The organism is Streptomyces sp. BE303 (assembly GCF_036290945.1).
Lineage (GTDB): Bacteria > Actinomycetota > Actinomycetes > Streptomycetales > Streptomycetaceae > Kitasatospora.
Genome location: NZ_JAQYWZ010000532.1, coordinates 1 through 460 on the forward strand (window position 1 = coordinate 1; position 460 = coordinate 460).

Consider the following 460-nt stretch of genomic DNA (forward strand, 5'->3'; position numbering starts at 1 on the left):
GGAGTTCGGTGACGGCACGGTCGTCGTGACCGGTGCGACCGGCACCCTGGGGCGGCTGGTCGCCCGGCATCTGGTCGAGACGCACGGGGTCCGTGACCTGCTGTTGCTGTCCCGTTCCGGTGGGGATGCGGGACTCGTCGTGGAGCTCGCTTCGGCGAAGGTGCGGGCGGTGGCCTGTGACGTGGCGGACGCGGAAGCGGTCGCCGCAGCGCTGCGGGGCGAGCCGGTGACCGCGGTGATCCACGCCGCCGGTGTGCTGGACGACGCCCGCCTCGCCGATCTGACGCCCGAGCGCCTCGCCACGGTGTTCCGGGTCAAGGTCGACGCGTCGGGCTAGCTCTCCGCCGAGACGGAGGGGAGGTCGCTCATCGCCTTCGTTCTCTTCTCGTGGGCGGCCGGTCTGTTCGGCAACGCCGGTCAGGGTAACTACGCCGCGGCCAACGCCTTCCTGGACGCCTAC

At 71.7% G+C, this 460-nt stretch carries 1 pseudogene; it reads left to right on the top strand.

Going from position 1 to position 460, the window contains the following annotated elements:
- A pseudogene (locus tag PUR56_RS11045) lies at window positions 1–460 on the top strand (SDR family NAD(P)-dependent oxidoreductase); the annotation flags it as partial.